This is a genomic window from Pseudomonas sp., assembly GCF_050739655.1.
GTDB lineage: Bacteria > Pseudomonadota > Gammaproteobacteria > Pseudomonadales > Pseudomonadaceae > Aquipseudomonas.
On record NZ_JBOIBY010000343.1, the window covers coordinates 1 to 5,754 of the forward strand.

The following is a 5,754-nucleotide window of genomic DNA, read 5'->3' on the forward strand; positions in this document are numbered from 1 at the left end:
AATCTGATTTGATCAGCGAGGACATCCTCGCCTACCTGGGCCAGCACGAACGTAAAGAGCTGCTGCGCTTTCTGACCTGCGGTAACGTCGACGACGGCAAGAGCACCCTGATCGGGCGCCTGCTGCACGACTCCAAGATGATCTACGAAGATCACCTGGAAGCCATTACCCGCGATTCGAAAAAAGTCGGCACCACCGGTGAAGACATCGACCTGGCGTTGCTGGTCGACGGCCTGCAGGCCGAGCGTGAGCAGGGCATCACCATCGATGTCGCTTACCGCTATTTCTCCACCGCCAAGCGCAAATTCATCATCGCCGACACCCCCGGCCATGAGCAGTACACCCGCAACATGGCCACCGGTGCTTCCACCTGTGACCTGGCGATCATCCTGGTCGACGCCCGTTACGGCGTGCAGACCCAGACCCGTCGCCACAGCTTCATCGCCTCGTTGCTGGGCATCAAGCACATCGTTGTGGCCATCAACAAGATGGACCTCAAGGACTTCGACCAGGGCGTGTTCGAGTCGATCAAGGCCGACTACCTGCAGTTCGCCGAAGGCTTGAAGATGAAGCCGACCAGCATGCACTTCGTGCCGATGTCGGCGCTCAAGGGCGACAACGTGGTGAACAAGTCCGAGCGTTCGCCCTGGTACACCGGTCAGTCGCTGATGGAAATCCTCGAGACCGTGGAAGTGGCGGGCGATCGCAACTTCACCGACCTGCGTTTCCCGGTGCAGTACGTCAACCGTCCGAACCTGAACTTCCGTGGTTTCGCCGGTACGCTGGCCAGCGGCATCGTCAAGAAAGGCGACGAAGTCGTGGTGCTGCCGTCGGGCAAGAGCAGCCGCGTGAAGTCCATCGTCACCTTTGAAGGCGAACTGGAACATGCCGGTCCGGGTCAGGCTGTCACGCTGACCATGGAAGACGAAATCGACATCTCCCGTGGCGACCTGTTGGTCCACGCCGACAACGTGCCGCCGGTGACCGACAGCTTCGAAGCCATGCTGGTGTGGATGGCTGAAGAGCCGATGCTGCCGGGCAAGAAATACGACATCAAGCGCGCCACCAGTTACGTGCCGGGTTCCATCGCCAGCATCGTCAACAAGGTCGACGTGAACACCCTGGAAGAAGGTCCGGCCAGCGCGTTGCAGTTGAACGAAATCGGCAAGGTCAAGATCGCGCTCGATGCGCCGATTGCCCTCGACGGTTACGACAGCAACCGCACCACTGGCGCCTTCATCATCATCGACCGCTTGACCAACGGCACCGTTGGCGCCGGCATGATCGTCGCCCAGCCGCTGGCCCATGGCAGCTCCACGCACCACGGCAAACTGGCCCACGTCGCCACCGAAGAGCGCGCACAGCGCTTCGGCCAGCAACCGGCCACCGTGTTGTTCAGCGGCTTGTCGGGCGCGGGCAAAAGCACCCTGGCCTATGCGGTCGAGCGCAAGCTGTTCGACCTGGGCCGTGCGGTGTTCGTGCTCGATGGCCAGAACCTGCGTCACGACCTGAACAAAGGTCTGCCACAGGATCGCGCCGGGCGTACCGAAAACTGGCGTCGTGCCGCGCACGTTGCGCGTCAGTTCAACGAAGCCGGCCTGCTGACCCTGGCGGCGTTCGTTGCGCCGAGTGCCGAAGGTCGTGAACAGGCTCGGGAACTGATCGGCAAGGAACGTCTGCTGACGGTCTACGTCCAGGCTTCGCCAACGGTCTGCGCCGAGCGTGATCCGCAAGGCCTGTACGCGGCGGCTGGGGATAACATTCCGGGCGAATCCTTCCCGTACGACGTGCCGCTGGATGCCGACCTGGTCATCGACACCCAGTCCGTGTCGCTGGAAGAAGGCGTCAAGCAAGTGCTGGGTCTGCTGCGTGAGCGTGGCGTGATCTAAGCGTTAACCGGTAAAAAGAAACCCGTCGATGAGTGATCATCGGCGGGTTTTTTTTGTGTTCTTGAAAACGCCTTCGCTGGCAAGCCAGCTCCCACAGTTTTGAAGGTGTTCACAAAATTTGTGAGCGACGCGATCCCTGTAGGAGCTGGCTTGCCAGCGAAGAGGCCATTGCAGCCACATCACTTGCCGGGGCTGGATAAGTCCAATGCAAGCCGTGTAAGCAATCGGCAATTGCGCGTGAATTTTCAACGCTATTAGCGCTTGGGAAATGGACTACAGGAGTATCGGAAGCGGGTAAGTTATATTTATTAGCATAGAGAGATATTGTCCTTGGTAGATGCAAGGTAGAAGTCTATTCGGGTTTATGTTGGGTTGATTGCAAATAAGCAGATATCAAAATCAGGAGAAGTTCCTCCAGTGTGCGCGTTAATTATTCGGGGTGTGGCGTGTTGCGCCAAAGAGTGTGTAATAGCGCAGTTTTGATCGACCCAGATAATACTCAAGTCTTAGATGCATAATGTTGTTGATTAACGTTCGTGGGGGGGTATGCGTATAAAAGATTTATATATCCCTCCTGGGTATGTTGCGGGTGTGGGTGAAGTTGTTTTTTGTGTAATTGTATTTTTTTCCTGGTTTTTGCAACGGCTTATATGCTCGGCGACGTAAAGGAGATCCCTTCCTTGCCAGAAAGTCTGGTTATGGAGAGTGCTTACATATACAGAGATGTTTCGCAGTCAAAGAATGACTCATATTTGTATCTGAAGGTCGGGTTGGGTGATGATGCGTATAATTACACTATTGTGGCTCGTAGTAGTGATCTTCGGCATTTGGATTTGAGGAAGTCAAGAAAGCTGTGGGTCGCTGTAGACTCTGATCGGAGTAAGCGGTTTGTTTGGTGGGTTTATGATTTTGATAACAAGTTTATTATCAGTCGTAAAGAGATATTGGGTTGGGTAAGGCGCTACAATAGTGGGAGCTATTTTGTGGCGATTTTGGGGGCTGTTTCGTCCTTGTATTTGCTTCTGATAATTGTTCGAAACGGAGTTTGGAATAGAGTTGTAGCGAAAAGGAAAGCGCATGAAAGTCGAGCGGATTGATAATGAGATATATGTAGTTGACGATTTCCTCACGGAAAGTGAAGAGATTGGTATAAATCTTCAGCTTAAGGGGGCTGTCTGGAGATACAACTGGCCGAATTATGAAGAACTCCCCTTCGTTAGACCCTGTTGGCACGTCTTTATTGCGGGTAAAGGATCGTCCTGATCGGCAGTCCTGTTTAGAAGAATTGAACAGTAATGAGTCATGGCGTTTTCTGATCGGTTTTTGGGAGCGATTTTCAGACTTACATAATTTTAACATGACATTATTAGGTGTTTATGCAAACGGGCAGACGTTCGGGCAGGACACCATTATTCACCGTGATAACAAGACGCACCCAGGATTTACCGTGATCGTTTTCTGTAACGAGTACTGGCCGACGTCCTGGGGAGGGGAGCTCGTTTTCTACGATGATAATAAAGAAAATATCGTCAAGGCAGTTCTGCCGAAGTCTCGTCGCGTAGTGATATTCGATGGACGAATTCCACATGCTGCGAGATCACCTTCCGTGAAGTGTGATCAGGTAAGAATGACACTTGTATTTAAAACTGTGATCAAGGAGTAATATATGGCCGGGAAAGCTGAAATATTTTTAGGTGTCGTGAGTGATGGTGTAACTGTAGGCTCGGGCGCAACTGCGATATCAGACCAGTTCTTGGTTAATGGGGATGGGATGGTGTTGTTGAATCAAACAGCGCAAACCGGTGCTGTAATAGCGAGCGTGACGTCAGTCACTAAACTGGCAGGTCCCTATGTTCCAATTGTGAGTATGCCAGCCAATATGGTTGCAGGTACGATTACTTTTCTAAAGATTGGGGTGGATATTAGGGAAGGGGCCGGTTTTCAAAGGGGTGATGTTATTAGTCTTGTCGGGAATGTTGCAGGTGTGATTGCTCCCATGGCTGTTTTGGGAGCCGCACCGTTCCTAGTCGTTGGTAGTGCAAGTGTTGTATCAATAGCAGCTGGTCTGTATTCTATTCGTGAATCAAAAGCGTTTGAAAGTTTAGCGATGAATGCTACGAACTTCTTTAAAGGTAACGCTTTGGATAGCTATCTTGACTATGTCTGGGCGCCCGATATGAATCTTGTGCATAGAGACATCCTGGGAGCGTCATACAACAATTATATGCTTTCATTTAATTGGTCGCCTGAGACCGGGGAGTTGGTGCCTTCGGCATTTTATACAGTCAGTGAAAATAGTGGGGGTTGGGGGGTTGTTCCGCCCACAAATCCGGTGTTTCCGGTTCCTCCTCCCGAGATAGTTCCAGTAGTTACCATCGGTCCTCTTGAGTTTGGCAATGAAAATGCTGGCAAGGACGATAACGGTGATGAGTATGGATGCTGTACTGGGGGAAGTGATGGTTATGTGTAGCGAAACCCATATATAAGTTATCTATCCCTCATTTTTTTCTTCAGATTTTCAGTAAAAACCAACTAGATATTCGACAGTCTTAAGCGCCAAGCCCGAGTCAGGCTGAACTTAAGAGTGCGCTGGTGAGTGGGTAATCGTCAGCTTCATCGCTTGGAACTGAGTTCCGTTTCGCTGGAAGAAGGCGTCAAGCAAGTGCTGGGTCTGCTGCGTGAGCGTGGCGCGATCTAAGCGTTAGCCGGTAAAAAGAAACCCGCCGATGAGTGATCATCGGCGGTTTTTTTTGTGTCTGGTAATCAGTCAAAACAAACACTAAACCTGTGGGAGCGAGCTTGCTCGCTCCCACAAGGGATTAGTGTTTGCCTGGGAATTCGTGGTGCAGCTGTTCCAGTAATGCATCCTTGTCCAGCCACAACTGGTTGATCCAGCCCTGAAACTGCAGGCGGTACTCACCATCCTGATCGTAGTTCTTGCCAATGAACTGTGGCGGAATCCTCAGCTCTTCAAAGTGCACCACCACGTCCGCTACGTTCCCGCACAACAAATCCCAAAAGCCGGGACGCCCGGCGGGGTAGTGGATGGTGACGTTGACCAGGGATTCAAGCTGCTCGCCCATCGCATCCAGCACAAAGGCGATGCCGCCTGCCTTGGCCTTGAGCAGGTACTTGAAGGGTGACTGCTGTTGCTTGTGCTTGCCCTCGGTGAAGCGCGTGCCTTCGACGAAGTTGAAAATGCCCACCGGGTTGTCGCGGAATTTCGCACAGGTCTTGCGGGTGGTTTCCAGGTCCTTGCCTTTCTTTTCCGGATGCTTCTCCAGATACGCCTTGGAGTAGCGCTTCATGAACGGAAAGCCCAACGCCCACCATGCCAGACCGATCACCGGAACCCAGATCAGCTCCTGCTTGAGAAAGAACTTCAGCGGTTGAATGCGTCGGTTGAGCACATATTGCAGCACCAGAATGTCGACCCAGCTCTGGTGGTTGCTGGTGATCAGGTACGAGTGCTGGTAGTCGAGGCCTTGCAGGCCGCTGATGTGCCAGCGGGTGCGACGGACCAGGCTCATCCAGCCTTTGTTGATGCTGATCCAGGCTTCATGGGTATGGCTCATCAGCCAGCGTGCGATGCGCTGGGTGAGGGCGAACGGCAATACCTTGACCAGCGCAACGCAGAACAGGAACGAGCAGAGCAGTATCGTGTTCATCGCCAACAGCAGCGCGGCGATCACGCCGCGCAACGGGGCGGGGAGGAAGTCCAGCATTTACACATCCATAGGTCGGTTGGCGGCTTGAATCGCGGTCAGGGCGATGGTGTAGACGATGTCATCGACCTGCGCGCCGCGCGGCAAATCGTTCACCGGTTTGCGCAGGCCTTGCAGCATCGGCCCGAGGCTGACGCAGT

General features: G+C 53.2%; 5 protein-coding genes. 3 read left to right on the forward strand and 2 right to left on the reverse strand.

Annotation, left to right across the window (positions count from 1 at the left end; all coding sequences use genetic code 11):
* From cysN to ACRESJ_RS16455, 3 genes are all read left to right on the forward strand, one after another.
* Positions 1 to 1,889 (forward strand): sulfate adenylyltransferase subunit CysN (cysN, locus tag ACRESJ_RS16445; protein ID WP_431758845.1); only part of this gene is annotated, 1,889 nt, incomplete at its 5' end.
* 1,198 nt (positions 1,890 to 3,087) lie between these two features.
* On the forward strand, positions 3,088 to 3,552 hold the full coding sequence (locus ACRESJ_RS16450; protein ID WP_431758846.1) for a 2OG-Fe(II) oxygenase: 465 nt from the start codon (positions 3,088 to 3,090) through the stop codon (positions 3,550 to 3,552).
* 3 nt (positions 3,553 to 3,555) lie between these two features.
* The gene (locus ACRESJ_RS16455) at positions 3,556 to 4,359 is read left to right on the forward strand and encodes a hypothetical protein (RefSeq protein WP_431758847.1); all 804 of its coding nucleotides are present in this window, start codon (positions 3,556 to 3,558) and stop codon (positions 4,357 to 4,359) included.
* 349 nt (positions 4,360 to 4,708) lie between these two features.
* Here the strand turns inward: ACRESJ_RS16455 and ACRESJ_RS16460 are convergent, their stop codons facing one another.
* The gene (locus tag ACRESJ_RS16460; RefSeq protein ID WP_431758848.1) at positions 4,709 to 5,614 is read right to left on the reverse strand and encodes an acyltransferase; all 906 of its coding nucleotides are present in this window, start codon (positions 5,612 to 5,614) and stop codon (positions 4,709 to 4,711) included.
* Positions 5,615 to 5,754, reverse strand: a 140-nt coding sequence (locus ACRESJ_RS16465) for a phosphate acyltransferase (RefSeq protein WP_431758849.1), incomplete at its 5' end; no start/stop codon positions are given.